Origin of the sequence: Rhizobium sp. F40D2, from assembly GCF_051810745.2 — a bacterium.
GTDB lineage: Bacteria > Pseudomonadota > Alphaproteobacteria > Rhizobiales > Rhizobiaceae > Rhizobium.
Genome location: NZ_CM131436.1, coordinates 2,167,292 through 2,182,420, shown reverse-complemented (window position 1 = coordinate 2,182,420; position 15,129 = coordinate 2,167,292). Strand labels below are relative to the sequence as shown.

The 15,129-nt window shown below is 61.4% G+C and carries 12 protein-coding genes and 1 pseudogene; 10 read left to right on the top strand and 3 right to left on the bottom strand.

Translation table 11 applies throughout. From position 1 onward, the window contains the following. Positions 1 to 162: 162 nt before the first annotated feature. Entirely contained in the window at positions 163 to 1,761 is a 1,599-nt protein-coding gene (locus ACS4RS_RS10530; protein ID WP_439011005.1) for a DHA2 family efflux MFS transporter permease subunit, read from the bottom strand. A gap of 27 nt (positions 1,762 to 1,788) precedes the next feature. Further along, a pseudogene (locus ACS4RS_RS10525) lies at positions 1,789 to 3,007 on the bottom strand (HlyD family secretion protein). Between the two features lie 152 nt (positions 3,008 to 3,159). On the opposite strand from ACS4RS_RS10525, the gene ACS4RS_RS10520 reads away from it, so the two are divergent. The 5 genes from ACS4RS_RS10520 to lysS all read left to right on the top strand — a co-directional run bounded on the left by ACS4RS_RS10520 (position 3,160) and on the right by lysS (position 8,989). Further along, positions 3,160 to 3,840 carry a TetR/AcrR family transcriptional regulator C-terminal domain-containing protein gene (locus ACS4RS_RS10520; protein WP_439011854.1) on the top strand — a complete coding sequence of 227 codons (681 nt, stop codon included), beginning with the start codon at positions 3,160 to 3,162 and terminating at the stop codon, positions 3,838 to 3,840. 104 nt (positions 3,841 to 3,944) lie between these two features. After that, positions 3,945 to 4,784, top strand: a complete 840-nt coding sequence (locus tag ACS4RS_RS10515; protein ID WP_449313963.1) for an AraC family transcriptional regulator — start codon at positions 3,945 to 3,947, stop codon at positions 4,782 to 4,784. A 153-nt stretch (positions 4,785 to 4,937) separates the two neighbouring features. Then, entirely contained in the window at positions 4,938 to 5,687 is a 750-nt protein-coding gene (locus ACS4RS_RS10510; protein WP_439011007.1) for a TerC family protein, read from the top strand. A 244-nt stretch (positions 5,688 to 5,931) separates the two neighbouring features. Continuing rightward, positions 5,932 to 7,386: a glutamate--tRNA ligase gene (gene gltX, locus ACS4RS_RS10505; RefSeq protein WP_439011008.1), complete on the top strand. Its 1,455-nt coding sequence runs from the start codon at positions 5,932 to 5,934 to the stop codon at positions 7,384 to 7,386. 109 nt (positions 7,387 to 7,495) lie between these two features. After that, a complete protein-coding gene (lysS, locus tag ACS4RS_RS10500; protein WP_439011009.1) occupies positions 7,496 to 8,989 on the top strand; it encodes a lysine--tRNA ligase in 1,494 nt (497 codons plus the stop codon). Positions 8,990 to 9,056: 67 nt separating this feature from the next. Here the strand turns inward: lysS and ACS4RS_RS10495 are convergent, their stop codons facing one another. Continuing rightward, positions 9,057 to 9,797: a hypothetical protein gene (locus ACS4RS_RS10495; protein WP_439011010.1), complete on the bottom strand. Its 741-nt coding sequence runs from the start codon at positions 9,795 to 9,797 to the stop codon at positions 9,057 to 9,059. Positions 9,798 to 9,976: 179 nt separating this feature from the next. Between ACS4RS_RS10495 and ACS4RS_RS10490 the strand changes: the two genes are divergently transcribed. The 5 genes from ACS4RS_RS10490 (at position 9,977) to ACS4RS_RS10470 (ending at position 15,127) form a co-directional block, all read left to right on the top strand. Beyond that, on the top strand, positions 9,977 to 10,885 hold the full coding sequence (locus ACS4RS_RS10490) for a LysR substrate-binding domain-containing protein (protein ID WP_439011011.1): 909 nt from the start codon (positions 9,977 to 9,979) through the stop codon (positions 10,883 to 10,885). A 120-nt stretch (positions 10,886 to 11,005) separates the two neighbouring features. Continuing rightward, positions 11,006 to 12,166 carry an ABC transporter substrate-binding protein gene (locus ACS4RS_RS10485; RefSeq protein WP_439011012.1) on the top strand — a complete coding sequence of 387 codons (1,161 nt, stop codon included), beginning with the start codon at positions 11,006 to 11,008 and terminating at the stop codon, positions 12,164 to 12,166. A 213-nt stretch (positions 12,167 to 12,379) separates the two neighbouring features. After that, a complete protein-coding gene (locus tag ACS4RS_RS10480) occupies positions 12,380 to 13,366 on the top strand; it encodes an ATP-binding cassette domain-containing protein (RefSeq protein ID WP_439011013.1) in 987 nt (328 codons plus the stop codon). Next, positions 13,363 to 14,325 carry an ABC transporter permease subunit gene (locus ACS4RS_RS10475; RefSeq protein ID WP_439011014.1) on the top strand — a complete coding sequence of 321 codons (963 nt, stop codon included), beginning with the start codon at positions 13,363 to 13,365 and terminating at the stop codon, positions 14,323 to 14,325. The genes ACS4RS_RS10480 and ACS4RS_RS10475 overlap by 4 nt, the downstream gene beginning before the upstream one ends. Then, positions 14,315 to 15,127: an ABC transporter permease subunit gene (locus ACS4RS_RS10470; protein ID WP_439011015.1), complete on the top strand. Its 813-nt coding sequence runs from the start codon at positions 14,315 to 14,317 to the stop codon at positions 15,125 to 15,127. Before ACS4RS_RS10475 ends, ACS4RS_RS10470 begins: the two co-directional genes overlap by 11 nt. The last annotated feature ends 2 nt before the right edge of the window (positions 15,128 to 15,129 follow it).

Below are 15,129 nucleotides of genomic sequence, written 5' to 3'. Positions count from 1 at the left end.
TCAAAAAATAAAACAGGCCGATTGGCGCACTGTTTTTGCGGCCGGCCAGTCTGCTTCAGACCAATCCGACCGGGGACTACATGCAGATGACATAGTAGCTGGAATACGGCAAACAAAAAGGTCCTCCGGAGAGGACCTTTTCATGGAGCGGCAGGCCGGAGGTCAGTGGCCGCCACCGCCTCCCCCACCTTGCGGCGCGGGTTTCTTGATCATGGCGACACCGAAGATCATCGCAACGAAAAGCGCGGTCAGGATCAGGAACACGTCGCTGAAGGACAGGATCACCGCCTGCTTGGTGGCAAGGCCGACCATCTGCTTGATCGCAACCGAGGCGCCATCCATGCCGTATGTGTTGAAATTGGCGGTCATGTTGTTCATCTGGTCTATCGCCGCCGGATTGCCCCAGTCCATATTCTCCCGCAACCGCTCGTAATGCACATCCTGGCGGTTGGTGAGCACGGTGTTGATGACGGCGAGACCGACGGCGCCGCCAAGGTTTCTGGTCAGATTGAACAGGCCGGATGCGCCGCGGATGCGCGAGGGCGGCATTGTGCCGAGCGCGATATTGTTGATCGGCACCATGCACATCATCAGCCCGAAACCGCGCAGGATCTGCGGAATGAACAGTTCGTAGAAATCCCAATCCGCCGTCAGGTGGATCATGATGTATGTGCCGGCGGCGAAGCTGATGAAACCGATCACCATCATCAGGCGCAGATCCATCTTCGTCGACAGCCGCCCGGCGATCGGCGCGGTGAAGAACATCGCAAGCCCGGAGACAAACATTGTCTGGCCGATCATCAGCAGATCGTAGCCGCGGATGCGGCCGAGATAGACCGGGTAGATATAGGTGAGACCATAGAGGCCGATACCCATGACGAAGGAGAAGATCGAGCCGAAGGAGAAATTCCGGTTCGCAAAGGCCTTGAGATCGACGACGGGGAACTCCACCGTGAAGGCGCGATAGAAGAAGACGATGGCTCCAACGCCCGAGGCAACGGCGGCAATCGCGATGGAACTGTCGTTGAACCAGTCGTTCGAATTGCCCTCTTCGAGCACATATTCCATCGTGCCGAGGAAGATCCCCATCGAGATCAGCCCCCACCAGTCAAACTTCTTGAAGAGCGACAGTTCCGGCTTGTCGAAATCGATGAAGTTCCAGGTGACGATCGTAACGATGATGCCGGGAACGATATTGACGAGGAACAGCCAATGCCAGGAGAAGGCGTGGCTGAGATAACCGCCGACCGTCGGGCCGATGGTCGGCGCCAGCGTCGCGATCAGGCCGATGATCGGCGAGACGATGCTGCGCTTCGACGCCGGGAAGATGGTGAAGGCGGCCGCGAACACCGACGGGATCATGCCGCCGCCGATGAAGCCTTGAATGGCGCGGTAGACGATCATCTGGTCGATATTCGTCGCCGTCGCCGCGAGCGCGCTCGCCATGGTGAAGCCGGCGGCCGAGATCGCGAACAGATAGCGCGTCGAAATGATGCGCGCCAGCGTGCCCGACAGCGGGATCATGATGACCTCAGCGATCAGATAGGCCGTCTGCACCCAGCCGACCTCGTCGCTGCCGGCCGAAAGGCCGGCCTGGATTTCGGCGAGAGAGGCCGAGACGATCTGGATGTCGAGGATCGACATGAACATGCCGAGCACCATTGCGAAGAAGGCGATGAGCTTCCTCGGATCCATGCGCTCGTCAGCGTGGGCAGGCGCTGCCGGAATCGTCCCCGCTGTTGCTGTCGCGCTTCCGGCCATCGGAGAACCTCCGCCTTGTCTAAAGGCTTACTTGCTCGGCGCCGTGCGGGTATCGACGTCGACGACGACGCTGAGGCCCGCGCGCAGACGCCCGCTGTCGAGCGCGTCCTGCGGCAGCGCGATGCGCACCGGTACACGCTGGATCACCTTGGTGAAATTGCCCGTCGCATTTTCCGGCGGCAGCAGCGAGAACACCGAGCCGGACGCCGGCGAGATCGATTCGACGGTGCCGACCACAGGATGGTCGCTATAGGCATCGACATGGACGTTGACCTTCGAGCCCGCAACCAGATGCTGGATCTGCGTTTCCTTGAAGTTGGCGTCGATATAGAGCTCACGCACCGGAACGAGCGCCATCAGGCGCTGGCCAGGCGAAACGAGATCGCCTTCCTGGACCGAGCGGTTGCCGACGATGCCGTCGTAAGGCGCCTTGAGCACGGTGAAGGAGAGGTCGCGGGCGGCCTTGTCGCGCGAAATTTCCAGCGAACGGACCGAACCTTCGGCCTCCTTGCGCTGCGCCTGGAGTATGGTGATGTTGGCCTGCGCGGCGGTGATATTGGCGTCGCCGCCGGCAAGATTGGCCTTGGCCTGGTCGAGCGCGATATTGGCGTTGTCGAGATCGGCGGCAGTGCCGACCGACTTCGCCTGCAGCTCGCTCTGGCGCTTTTGGGTAATCTCGGCACCGCGAACGGCCGCTTCGAGTGCCACCTTTTGCGCCCGCGCCTGTACGAGGCTGGCATTGGCGCCTTCGATCTGCGCGTCGATGCGCTGCAGCGAAAGCTGTTCGGTGGCGATCTGGGCCTCCGCCTGATCGAGGGCGTTCTGATAGTCGCCGTTATCAAGCGTGGCAAGCACGTCGCCCGCTTTGACTTCCTGGTTGGCGACCACATTCACCTTCGCGACGTAGCCCGTGACCTTCGGCGATATCGTTGCAATATCGCCCTCGATATAGGCGTCGTCTGTCGACACCATGAAGCGGCCGTTCGTCCACCATTCGTAACCATACCAGCCGCCACCCGCCAGAACGGCGAGCGCGACGATCGGCAGCACCGGGCTGCGGCGCTTCTTCGGAGTTGCAGGTCCAGCGACCGGAGCTGAAGCCGGCGCCGACTGCGCAGGGGCAGACGGCCTTTCCAGGGCTTCCGCCATCGGAGCTTCTGCGACGGTCACGACTTCGGCCTTTGCTTCCTCGGCCGGCGTTTTCGCTGACAATCCGCGCGACGTTGCTTTTCTGGTTGCTCGACATGACCACTTTACCGATCTTGGAGTAAATAATCGAACTGAACGGTTCGGTTCAGTTGACTTAAACCTGTTTTATCGTCATATCAAGATGTATAGAACCAATCGGTTCGATTTCTTTAAAGAAAATGCGAAACCGTGAACACGGTTAATAGAGACATGACGTTGAAACCCGACCACGCCGCCGTCTTCAGCCCTCCCGTTGGCGGAGGCAGGTTTGCCGCGGGCGAAGACCCGGCCAAGCGCCAGCAGATTCTCGCCGGCGCCAAGCGCGTCTTCATGAAGATGGGCTTCGACGCCGCCAGCATGAACGACGTGACGCGCGAGGCCGGCGTCTCCAAGGGCACGCTCTACGTCTATTTCACCAACAAGGAAGAACTGTTTTCGGCGATGATCGAGGCCGAGCGCGCCGCCTTCGTGGCGGCCGTACGGACAGCCCTTGCCGAACATGACGATCCCGAAGCTGGCCTGTACGAATTCGGGATCAGCTTCGTCACCCACATGACTGATGAAAAGGTCATCAACGCGATGCGCACCGTTCTTGGCGTGCGCGACCGCATGCCGGTGCTCTGTCAACGCTTCTTCAAAGGCCCAGAAAACCTGCGCACCATCATGCGCGATTTCCTCGAACGGCAGATCACCGAAGGCAGGCTCGAGATCGACGATATCGATCTGGCTGCCGGCCAGTTTCTCGACCTCGCCAGCGGCAGTTTCTTCAAGCTCCGTCTGTTCGGAAGCATGGAAGAGCCGCCCCATCGCGACGAAATCGAGCGCGTCATTCGCGGCGCGATCCGGGTCTTCATGGCCGCTTACGGCGCGCGCCAGCACGAGAGCGCTTGACCACATCCTTGACGGTCGCCGCCCGCCGACCGAAACTCCGCAACAACGATCAAACCCGGCTGCCGGCATTTCTCTAAGAAGGAGCGGTAACCAGGGGAGTAAGGATGAGCGCCATCGCACGGGCGATATGGTTCATAGAGAGCCATTTCGAAAGCGATCTATCGCTGGAAGAAATATCGGAAGCAGCCGGATTGTCGCGTTACCATCTGTCACGCGTCTTCGGGCTCGTTACCGGCCACTCGATCAGCGGCTATATTAGAGGCCGGCGCCTCAGCCGCGCCTTGCCCGCGCTTGTTAGCGGCTCATCCACCATTCTCGAGGTTGCGCTTTGCGCGGGCTACGGCTCGCACGAAGCTTTCACCCGTGCCTTCCGCGACCAGTTCGGCATGACGCCGGATGCGGTGCGCCGGCAGGGGCACGCCCGTAACCTTGTCTTGCTGGAGCCGATCAGAATGGACCCCGCCCACCTCAACGACCTCGAACCGCCCCGCTTCGAAACCCTTCAGCCGATGCTCTTTGCCGGTCTGCAGGAGATCTACCCCTATGGCGGCAATGCCGCCATTCCTTCGCTCTGGCAGAAGTTCAATGCCCATTTCGGCCATATATCAAGCCAGAAAGGCAACGTCGCCTACGGCATCTGCACGCATATCGACGGCGAAGCCGAGAAGTTCCGCTATATGGCCGCGGCCGAAATCTCCGATGCTGGTGATTTGCCGGCGGATTTTGCAACGCTCAAGCTTCCCGGCCAGCGCTACGTCGTCTTCACTCATCGCGGCCATGTCTCCGGCATTCCCGCGACCATGCACCGGATTTTCGGCACATGGTGGCCGACCTCCGGCCTGGAGCATGGCGAGACCCCCGACATGTTCGAACGCTACGACGAGCGCTTCGACCCCTATACCGGCATGGGCGTCACCGAAATCTGGCTGCCGATCAGAGCATGATGCCGAGAAGTGTGAGCGGTTTCGCACGACACCCTGTTCTCGGGAATAAAAGTCACATCGATTGCGTATACCCCCTTGGGGCGCTTGCGTGGCAGGCCGCCGACATTACATTGCGCGCGTCATTCATCATGTGACGCAAAGAGGTATACGCTGATGCAGGAAATCATGACGCTCATTCAGGATCCGGCCGCCTGGGTGGCGCTCATCACGCTGGTGGTGATGGAAGTCGTTCTCGGGATCGACAATCTGATCTTCATTTCCATTCTCACCAACAAACTTCCGCCCGAGCACCGGGAGAGGGCCCGCAAGATCGGCATCGGCCTTGCACTGGTCATGCGCCTGGCTCTTCTCGGCACCGTCGCCTGGATCGTGCAACTGACCGAACCGCTGTTCGAGGCTTTCGGACACGGCTTCTCCTGGAAGGATCTGATCCTGATCGCCGGCGGCCTGTTCCTCGTCTGGAAAGCCACCAAGGAAATTCACCACACTGTCGATCCTGTAGACCATCAGGAGGATTTCATCGCGAAATCCGTCACCACCGGCTTTGCATCGGCGATCGGCCAGATCCTGCTGCTCGACCTGGTCTTCTCGGTCGACAGCATCATCACCGCCGTCGGCATGACGCCGCATCTGCCGATCATGGTGATCGCCGTCATCGCCGCCGTCACCGTCATGCTGGTTGCCGCAAACCCGCTTGCCAATTTCATCGAGAGGAACCCGACGATCGTCATGCTGGCGCTCGCCTTTCTGCTGATGATCGGCACGACGCTGATCGCCGAAGGCATGGGCTTCCATGTGCCGAAGGGCTACATCTACGCCGCCATGGCCTTCTCGGCAGCGGTCGAGGTGCTGAACATGATCGCGCGCAACGCCCGCAACCGGAAACGCGACGGCGCCCACTGAGACCCAAGCGGGACGGCGCGCCGCAACGGGTGCGCCGTCCCTCATCGCCCTCGGGCCTTTGCAGACGTGGTTTTTCTTGACGCGCCCGGTTGAATATGGCCTAAGGCCAGCCGAACGGACGATCGGCGGATAGTGCGGGCGCATGCCCTTTTTCGGCCGGTTTGCCAATGAAGATATCTGCATCCTTCGGCCGAACGTCGCTTTCCCCGGAAAGCCGTCCGGCGTTCATTGACGGGCCATACCAATGACAACTTCCGGCGTCCGCGTCCGCATCGCTCCCTCGCCGACCGGCGAGCCGCATGTCGGCACCGCTTACATCGCTCTCTTCAACTACCTTTTCGCCAAGAAGCACGGCGGCGAGTTCATCCTGCGCATCGAAGATACCGACGCGACGCGCTCGACCCCGGAATTCGAGACCAAGGTATTGGACGCCCTGAAATGGTGCGGGCTGGAATGGAAGGAAGGCCCCGATATCGGCGGTCCCTACGGCCCCTATCGCCAGTCCGACCGCAAGCCGATGTACCAGCCTTACGCTGAGGAACTGCTGGACAAGGGCCATGCCTTCCGCTGTTTCTGCACGCCCGCGCGTCTCGAACAGATGCGCGAGGCCCAGCGCGCGGCCGGCAAGCCGCCGAAATATGACGGCCTCTGCCTCAGCCTGACGGCAGAGGAAGTGACCTCGCGCATGGCAGCCGGCGAGACGACCGTCATTCGCATGAAGATCCCGGCCGAAGGCTCCTGCGACTTCACCGACGGCGTCTACGGCGATGTCTCCATCCCCTGGGATTCCGTCGACATGCAGGTGCTGATCAAGGCCGACGGCATGCCGACCTATCACATGGCCAACGTCATCGACGACCATCTGATGAAGATCACCCATGTGGCGCGCGGCGAGGAATGGCTGGCTTCGGTGCCGAAGCATATCCTGCTCTATCGCTATTTCGGCTGGGACCAGCCGGTCTTCATGCATCTGTCGCTGATGCGCAATGCCGACAAGTCGAAGCTGTCGAAGCGCAAGAACCCGACCTCGATCTCTTATTATTCCGCGCTCGGTTATATCCCCGAAGCGCTGATGAACTTCCTCGGCCTGTTCTTCATCCAGATCGCCGAAGGCGAAGAGCTGTTGACGATCGAGGAGCTCTCCGAGAAGTTCGACCCGGAAAACCTTTCCAAGGCCGGCGCAATCTTCGACATCCAGAAGCTCGACTGGCTGAACGGCCGCTGGATTCGCGAGAAACTGTCCGAAGAGGAATTCCAGGCGCGGGTGCTCACCTGGGCGATGGAAAACGATCGTTTAAAGGCGGGCCTCCGCCTGTCGCAGACCCGCATTTCCAAGCTCGGCGAGCTGCCCGATCTCGCCGGCTTCCTGCTGAAGTCCGATCTCGGCCTGCAGCCGTCCGACTTCGCCAAGATCAAATCGCCGCCGGAGGAGATCCTGGAGATCCTCAACACCGTTCAGCCGGATCTGGAAAAGATCCTGGAATGGAATGTCGAGACGATCGAGGCGGAGCTTCGCGCCATCGCCGACCGCATGGGCAAGAAGCTGAAGGTCGTGGTCTCACCACTCTTCGTCGCCGTATCAGGCTCGTCGCGTTCGCTGCCGCTCTTCGATTCCATGGCGATCCTCGGCCGCTCCGTCGTGCGCCAGCGGCTGAAGCTCGCCGCGCAGGCCGTCGCCGCCCTCGTCGGCTCGAAATGACAGCCGAAGCCCTCCCCCTTGCGGGGAGGGTCAGGCCGAGCCAGCCGCCGCGCTTCGAAACGCGGAACCATTGATTTAGAATTCGTGCCGCATCGATGAGGCGAATGACATGAACGACAAGACCGAAAACACCCTTTCTTCCGACGTGACTGAGGTGCGCGCCCAGAAGCTGAAGCTGCTGCGCGAGCAGATCGGCGACGTCTATCCGGCGCATTTCCACCGGACGCTGACCAATGCCGAGCTCGGCGCCAAGTACGAATCTCTGGAATCCGACGTCGAGACGCAGGATGTCGTCACCGTCGCCGGCCGCGTCTATTCCTCGCGCAACTCAGGCATGTTCATGGATATCCATGACGCCTCCGGCAAGATCCAGATCTTCTCGCACAAGGACGTCACCGGCGAGGAAGCCCGCGCCCTGCTGCCGATGATCGACATCGGCGACATCATCGGCGTCACCGGCATCGTGCGCCGCACCAAGCGCGGCGAGCTGACGATCAACGCCCAGAAGATCGAGATGCTGACCAAGTCGCTGCTGCCGATGCCGGAGAAGTGGCATGGCCTCTCCGACATCGAGCTGCGGTATCGCAAGCGCCATCTCGACATCATGACCAACGAGGATTCGAAGCTTCGCTTCCAGCAGCGCTCGAAGATCGTCTCCGGCATCCGCCGCTTCATGGAGAATGACGGCTTCATGGAAGTCGAGACGCCGATGCTGCAATCGATCTATGGCGGCGCCACCGCCGAGCCGTTCAAGACGCATCACAACACGCTGAAGCTCGACATGTATCTGCGCATCGCGCCGGAACTGTTCCTGAAGCGCACGCTGGTCTCCGGCCTCACCGACAAGGTCTTCGAGATCAACCGGAACTTCCGCAACGAAGGCGTCTCCACCCGGCACAATCCGGAATTCACGATGATGGAGTGTTACTGGGCCTATGCCGATTACGAGGACATGATGGACCTCGTCGAGCGGCTGTTCGAAACCCTGGCGCTCTCCATCCATGGCACCACCGAATTCGACTTCGGCGACAAGCAGCTGTCCTTCAAGGGTCCGTTCAAGCGCGTGCCGATGCCGGACGCCGTCAAGGAAGCGACCGGCATCGATTTTCTCGCCATCAAGACCGACGAGGAAGCGCGCGCCGCCGCCAAGGCCGCGGGCTTTGCGGTCGAAAAGGATTGGACCTGGGGCGAGTGCCTTGCCTTCATCTTCGAGGAAAAGGTTGAATCCACACTGATCCAGCCATCCCATGTCACGCATTTCCCGAAGGACATCTCACCCTTCGCCAAGGAAGTGCCGGGCGAACCGCGGCTCGTCGAGCGCTTCGAGACCTATTGCAACGCCTGGGAACTCGGCAACGCCTTCTCCGAGCTCAACGATCCCGAAGAGCAGCGCCGCCGGATGGTCGAGCAGCTCGAACAGGCCCATGCCCGCGGCGAAAAGGAAAAGCAGCTGGACGAGGAATTCCTCGACGCGATCGACCAGGGCATGCCGCCGGCCGGCGGCCTCGGCATCGGTGTCGACCGCCTGATCATGCTTTTGACCAACGCCCCGTCGATCCGCGACGTCATCCTCTTTCCGGCCCGCCGCAACAAGGCCGACTGACGAGAATAAACGTCAAAACAAAAAAAGCGGAGTGCCGGCCGGCGCTCCGCTTTTTTATGCCGTTCGTTCAGTGGGTCTTTGGCGCTTCTGCCGGTGGTTCTTCGGCTGGTGCCTCTGCCACGACATCGGTGCCGACGCCCTCGGGGGCAGGCGCCGCTTCACTTTCGGCCGCCGGTGCTGCGCCATGTGCGCCGCCTGCGGCCTTCTTGCCTTTTTCCTCACTCTTGGTCGAACCGACCGCGACCGGGTCGACGCAATCTTCGGGATCCTTGAAACCGGCGCTGATCATGGCAATCTCATCCACCGGCAGATCAATCCGCTCGCCGAAGAACAGCCCGTTTTCACTGGCCCTGCCGTCATAGTAGCGCGCGGTATAGGACTTCTCATCGAGGCCGGGAACGGTCTTGTCGGGATGCGGGATATAGACGACATCGGCGCCGATCGCCCGGCCGCGGATGTCGGCGCGCAATGTCGGGCCGTTCTCGTCGAGCACCACTACCTGGATCAGATCCGGCTTCTGCGCGGCATAAACGGCCTGGGCGACGCGAAGCGCGGTCCTGACGCGGGTCATCCCGTCGGTCGGTTCGGTCTTGATGTATTTGCGCACCCAGATGTGGTTCTGCTTCCGGATCGTCACCAGATTGACGTCGCTGCATTCGAGCCCGTAGCCGCCACCGGCGGCACCGATCAGCCTGTCCTTACCGACATAGACGGCCGCGCCGCCGGAAACGCCCGCCAGAAGAGCGACTCCACCGATGATGATTGCCAATTTCCGGGAAGGCCGGAACATGCGCAGTAAGGCCTTCACGCCAACTGCTCCGCCATCTGAAACTCCAACGCAGGACAAGTGCTGATAATGCTAAGGAAATGACGTTTCCGAAAGTTTAAGTGAGGGTGCTAAGCCTGCGCCATTTTGAGAAAAGACCAAAAAAGGTCCGCTTTTTTCAGCCGCTTGCCACGGCCTGTTTCGCCATGCTCTAAACGCTGATGGCCTTCACGCTTCGCCAGGTTCAATATTTTGTCGCCGTCGCCGAACAGGGTTCGGTAACGCGCGCCGCGCAGAACCTGTCGATCTCGCAATCCTCGGTGACCGAGGCGCTGAAAGAGCTCGAAAACGACCTCGGCGTTGCGCTCTTCGAGCGCCATCCGCGCGGCCTGACGATCACGCATAACGGCCACCAGTTCCTGCGCCACGCGACGAAGATCCTTGCCTCCGTCTCTGATGCGCGCACCAGCTTCTCCGGCCAGCAAAGCGCGCTTTCCGGTACGCTGAACATCGGTGTCACCTCGCTTGTCGCCGGCTACGTGCTCTCCGACCTCCTGGCGCGATACCGGCGCGCCTGCCCGGGCATCGAGGTCAGCGCCATCGAGGATAATGGCGGCTACCTCGAACATCTCCTGGTCGGCGGCGAACTCGACGTCGCCGTCATGGTGATCTCAAACCTGCGCGACCGCATGGCGCTGCAGGCCGAGATCCTCGAAACCTCGCCCTATCGGCTCTGGCTGCCGATGGGTCATCCGCTGGTGTCGGCCGACATCATCTCGGTCGCCGATATCGCCCGCGAACCGCTGATCATGCTGACGGTCGACGAAATCGAGGAGAATACCGGCAAGCTGCTCTCGGCCCTCGGCGCCCGTCCCCATGTCGCCTTCCGCACCCGCTCGGTGGAAGCCGTGCGCAGCTTGGTGGCGACAGGTGCCGGCGTGGCGCTGCTTCCCGATCTCGTCTACCGCCCATGGTCGCTCGAAGGCGACCGGATCGAAAGCCGCGACGTTTCCGGATCGCTGCCGGTCGTCCAGGTCGGCATGGTCTGGCGCAAGGGCTCCAGCCTGCCGCAGGCCGCACGCGATTTCGTCGGCATCGCCGAAAGTCTGCGCTCCGGTCGCGTCCGCTGATATCGGAATTTCCGATAACGCCTTTCTGATAAATGAATTTGCGAAAGCGGCCTTTTCGCGTCACTTTCTTCCTAGGGAACAAACCGCCACGGAAAGTGGCACCAGACCGGGAGACGGATGATGACGCATCTCTTGAAATCCTGCACGGCAGCGCTGGCCTGCCTGAGCTTCGCGACGCAGGGAATAGCCGCCGAACCGCTGAAGGCGCTCGGTAAGGGCGAAGGGGCGGTGAGCATCGTCGCCTGGGCCGGTTATATCGAGCGCGGCGAAACCGACAAGAACTACGACTGGGTCACCGATTTCGAAAAGGAGACCGGCTGCAAGGTTTCCGTCAAGACCGCCGCCACCTCGGATGAAATGGTATCGCTGATGAACGAGGGCGGCTTCGATCTTGTCACCGCATCGGGCGACGCATCGCTCCGCCTCATCGCCGGCAAGCGTGTCCAGCCAATCAACACCGGTCTGATCCCGGGCTTCAAGACCGTCGACGAGCGCCTGCAGAAAGGCCCGTGGTATACGGTCGGCGACGTGCATTACGGCGTGCCCTATCTCTGGGGGCCGAATGTGCTGATGTATAATACCGATGCCTTCAAGGACAAGGCGCCGACCAGCTGGAATGTTGTCTTCGAGGAGCAGACCCTGCCCGACGGCAAGTCGAACAAGGGCCGCGTCCAGGCCTATGATGGCGCGATCTATATCGCCGACGCCGCTCTGTATCTGATGGCCCACAAGCCGGATCTCGGCATCAAGGATCCTTACGAACTGACCGAAGACCAGTACAAGGCGGCCCTCGACCTGCTGCGCGGCCAGCGCAAGCTCGTCTCCCGCTACTGGCACGATGCGATGATCCAGATCGACGACTTCAAGAACGAAGGCGTCGTCGCCTCCGGCTCCTGGCCCTTCCAGGTTAACCTGCTGCAGGCCGACAAGCAGAAGATCGCCTCCACCTTCCCGGATGAAGGCGTCACCGGCTGGGCCGACACCACCATGCTGCACGCCGACAGCGAACATCCGAACTGCGCCTATATGTGGATGGAACATTCGCTGCAGGCCAAGGTCCAGGGCGACGCAGCCGCCTGGTTCGGCGCTGTCCCCTCGGTTCCCGCCGCCTGCAAGGGCAACGAACTGATGGGCGACGCCGGCTGTGCCACCAACGGCTTCGATCACTTCGACAAGATCAAGTTCTGGAAAACCCCGGTCGCCAAATGCGCGACGCAGAGCGAATGCGTGCCCTATCATCGCTGGGTGTCGGATTATATCGGCGTGATCGGCGGAAGGTAATAGCCAAGTCGGTTTGTGGGGTTGAAGACCCTGCCCCCAACCCCTCCCCATAAGGGGGAGGGGCTATAAGCGCCACCGCCTCACTTCTCTCTGAACGCCGAATTCTTCGCGAGGGTGCGGCAGATTAAGCCCCTCCCCCTTGTGAGGAGGGGTTTGGGGCCGGTTTTTTAGCCGCGACCGACGCCCTCTGAACATGAAAGGCCTGAGTTCCCAATGACGTCAGCCGTCCGTTTCCAGCAGGTATCGCGCCATTTCGGCCAGGTTCGCGCCGTCGACGGTGTCGATCTTGAGATCGTGCCCGGCGAATTCTTCGCCATGCTCGGTCCGTCCGGCTCCGGCAAGACGACATGCCTGAGATTGATCGCCGGCTTCGAACAGCCAAGCGCTGGCCACATCCAGATCTTTGGCGAGACGGCAGACGGCGTTCCGCCCTATCGCCGCAACGTGAACACCGTGTTTCAGGATTATGCGCTCTTCCCGCATCTCAATATCCTCGACAATGTCGCCTACGGGTTGATGGTCAAGGGCATCGGCAAGGCGGAGCGGATGAAGGCGGCAGGCGATGCCCTCGAACTTGTCAAGCTGCCGGGCTACGGCGCCCGCCGCCCCGGTCAGCTGTCCGGCGGCCAGCGGCAGCGCGTGGCGCTCGCCCGTGCCCTCGTCAACAAGCCGAAGGTGCTGCTGCTCGACGAACCGCTCGGCGCGCTAGACCTGAAGCTGCGCGAGCAGATGCAGGAGGAATTGAAGAGCCTGCAGCGTGCGATCGGCATCACCTTCGTCTTCGTGACGCATGATCAGGGTGAGGCGCTGTCCATGGCCGATCGTGTCGCCGTCTTCAACAATGGCAATATCGTCCAGGAAGGCACGCCGCAGGATATCTATTGCCGCCCGAAGACCCGCTTCGTCGCCGATTTCGTCGGCTCCTCGAACGTGATCGCACCGGATCTGATGGCCTCGCTCGGCGGCGAGAAGCGCTGGGCAAGCCTGCGCCCCGAGGCGATCCGCCTGGCAAGCGACGGCGTCGAGGCGACGATCGAAAATGCAAGCTTCCTCGGCGCCGCCACGCGTCTCGGCGTCGATCTCAGGGGCAGCCGGCTGCATGTGATGCTGCCGGCAGGCGCGCCTGTGCCTGAGGTCGGCGCCGGCATCCGCCTCGCCTGGCAGCCTGCCGATATCCACTACATGGACGATGCGGCATGACGGCGCTCACCATCTCCGACGCCAAGACATCGATCCTTCCGGGACGCAGCGGTTTCTTCGGCCGGATGTCGGACGCCTTCTGGCGGCACCCGAAACTGTTGCTCTTCCTGATGCTGACGCCGCCGCTGCTCTGGCTCGGCATCATCTATATCGGCTCGCTGATCGCCCTGTTGCTGCAGAGCTTCTTCTCGATCGACGATTTTTCCGGACTGGTGAATTACGAATTCACCCTTGCGACCTATGCCCAGCTTCTGAGCCCGACAAATTTCGACATCATCATCCGCACTGTCGTGATGGCCGCTCTCGTCACCATTGCTTCCGCATTGATCGCCTTCCCGATCGCCTACTACGCGGCGCGTTATGCGCAAGGCAAATGGAAGGTGCTCTTTTATCTCGGCGTCATGCTGCCGCTCTGGTCGAGCTATCTCGTCAAGATCTACGCCTGGAAACTGATCCTTGCCAAGGAAGGCATCCTCACCTGGATCTTCGAGAGGCTGCATCTCTCCTGGCTGCTCGACGGCCTCCTCAATCTGCCGGTCGTCGGCGGCAATTCGCTCTCGGTGAGCTACCTCGGCACCTTCATCGTCTTTGTCTACATCTGGCTTCCCTATATGATCCTGCCGACGCAGGCGGCCCTCGAACGTGTGCCAGGCAACCTGATCGAGGCCTCGGCCGATCTCGGCGCCACGCCGCGCCAGACCTTCCGCACCGTGCTGCTGCCTTTGGCGCTGCCCGGCATCGTCGCCGGTTCGATCTTCACCTTCTCGCTGACGTTGGGCGATTACATCATCCCGCAGATCATCGGCTCGTCCAGGCTCTTCATCGGCCAGGCCGTCTATGCCCAGCAGGGAACGGCCGGCAACGTTCCGCTCGCCGCCGCCTTCTCCGTCGTGCCGATCGTCATCATGGCGCTTTACCTGTCGCTCGCCAAAAAACTGGGAGCCTTCGATGCGCTCTGATCTCAAAAGATCGCCGCTGCTGTTGAAGATCGCTGCCGCCGGCGGGCTGCTCTTCCTGCACCTGCCGATCCTGCTGATCTTCGTCTATGCCTTCACCACCGAGGAAAAGAGCTATCAATGGCCGCCGCCCGGCCTGACGCTGCAGTGGTTTGCTGTCGCCTGGAACCGGCCGGACGTCTGGTCGGCGCTTGGCCTTTCCGTGCAGGTCGCCGTCATCGCTACGGCGATCGCGCTCATCCTCGGCACACTCTGCGCGGCGGCTGTCAGCCAGACGAAGTTCTTCGGCCGAGAGGCGATCTCGCTGCTGGTCATCCTGCCGATCGCGCTTCCTGGCATCATCACCGGCATTGCGCTGCGCTCCGCTTTCAGCCTCTTCGACATCCCGTTTTCGGTCTGGACCATCGTGCTCGGCCACGCCACCTTCTGCGTGGTCGTCGTCTACAACAATGCGGTCGCCCGCTTCCGCCGTACATCCGGCTCGCTGATCGAGGCGTCGATGGATCTCGGCGCCGACGGTTTTCAAACTTTCCGTCATGTCATCCTGCCGAATATCGGCACCGCCCTCCTCGCCGGCGGCATGCTGGCTTTCGCATTGTCCTTCGATGAGGTCATCGTCACCACCTTCACCGGCGGCCAACAATCGACCTTGCCGATCTGGATGCTTGAAGAACTCATCCGCCCGCGCCAGCGGCCCGTCACCAATGTGGTCGCCATGCTGGTGGTGCTCGTCACCTTTCTGCCGATCCTGGCAGCCTACTACCTCACCCACGACGGCGACCAGATTGCCGGCGCCGGCAAATAACA

What these genes read in the sequence shown, in the direction of transcription:
- ACS4RS_RS10530 (WP_439011005.1), bottom strand. Translation starts at nt 1,761, where the DNA reads ATGGCCGGAAGCGCGACAGCAACAGCGGGGACGATTCCGGCAGCGCCT.
- ACS4RS_RS10520 (WP_439011854.1), top strand. Translation starts at nt 3,160, where the DNA reads ATGACGTTGAAACCCGACCACGCCGCCGTCTTCAGCCCTCCCGTTGGC.
- ACS4RS_RS10515 (WP_449313963.1), top strand. Translation starts at nt 3,945, where the DNA reads ATGAGCGCCATCGCACGGGCGATATGGTTCATAGAGAGCCATTTCGAA.
- ACS4RS_RS10510 (WP_439011007.1), top strand. Translation starts at nt 4,938, where the DNA reads ATGCAGGAAATCATGACGCTCATTCAGGATCCGGCCGCCTGGGTGGCG.
- gltX (WP_439011008.1), top strand. Translation starts at nt 5,932, where the DNA reads ATGACAACTTCCGGCGTCCGCGTCCGCATCGCTCCCTCGCCGACCGGC.
- lysS (WP_439011009.1), top strand. Translation starts at nt 7,496, where the DNA reads ATGAACGACAAGACCGAAAACACCCTTTCTTCCGACGTGACTGAGGTG.
- ACS4RS_RS10490 (WP_439011011.1), top strand. Translation starts at nt 9,977, where the DNA reads ATGGCCTTCACGCTTCGCCAGGTTCAATATTTTGTCGCCGTCGCCGAA.
- ACS4RS_RS10485 (WP_439011012.1), top strand. Translation starts at nt 11,006, where the DNA reads ATGACGCATCTCTTGAAATCCTGCACGGCAGCGCTGGCCTGCCTGAGC.
- ACS4RS_RS10480 (WP_439011013.1), top strand. Translation starts at nt 12,380, where the DNA reads ATGACGTCAGCCGTCCGTTTCCAGCAGGTATCGCGCCATTTCGGCCAG.
- ACS4RS_RS10475 (WP_439011014.1), top strand. Translation starts at nt 13,363, where the DNA reads ATGACGGCGCTCACCATCTCCGACGCCAAGACATCGATCCTTCCGGGA.
- ACS4RS_RS10470 (WP_439011015.1), top strand. Translation starts at nt 14,315, where the DNA reads ATGCGCTCTGATCTCAAAAGATCGCCGCTGCTGTTGAAGATCGCTGCC.